Source organism: Motilibacter deserti (assembly GCF_011250635.1).
GTDB classification, from domain to species: Bacteria; Actinomycetota; Actinomycetes; order Motilibacterales; family Motilibacteraceae; genus Motilibacter_A; species Motilibacter_A deserti.
The window spans coordinates 1-603 of the sequence record NZ_JAANNP010000166.1 but is presented as its reverse complement, the minus strand read 5'-3'; the positions used below and the strand labels follow the sequence as shown (position 1 = coordinate 603).

Annotated in this window: 1 protein-coding gene; it reads left to right on the top strand. The window is 70.1% G+C overall.

Translation table 11 applies throughout. The features are described from left to right. Positions 1-513, top strand: a 513-nt coding sequence (locus G9H71_RS21840; RefSeq protein ID WP_166284875.1) for a hypothetical protein, incomplete at its 5' end; no start/stop codon positions are given. Between the last annotated feature and the right edge of the window lie 90 nt (positions 514-603).

Below are 603 nucleotides of genomic sequence, written 5' to 3'. Positions count from 1 at the left end.
ACCTTCACCATCGGCGGCTACGTCCCGCTCGTCGGGTCGAACAGCACCAGCCAGTCCGTCGGCGGCCCGAACGCCGGCGCCTACACGATCGATCACTCCATCGGCGGCGGCTACGGCCCCACCGCGACGTTCAACCTGCGGACGAAGGCGTTCGGCGCGATCGAGTCCACCTCCTCGGTCAAGGCGCGCGTGCTCAACAACACCGGCCAGACCCTCACCCGCGTCTCCGAGGACAAGACCGGCTCCTGGACCACCGAGTTCCCCACCACGCTGAACCCCGGTGACGACGTCACCGCCGCCGTCAGCAGCTCGAACATCAACGGCGCGAACGCCCAGGCCGAGTACGTCGCGCCGGACGGCACCACCTTCACCATCGGCGCGTTCGTCCCGCTCGTCGGGTCGAACAACACCAGCCAGTCCGTCGGCGGCCCGAACGCCGGCGCCTACACGATCGACCACTCCATCGGCGGCGGCTACGGCCCCACCGCGACGTTCAACCTGCGGACGCGGTAACCCCCGCCCGACGACACGGTGCCCCGGCTCTCGATGAGGGCCGGGGCACCTGACGAGGACCCCGTGGGGGCGTTGACACTTCCCTGAGCC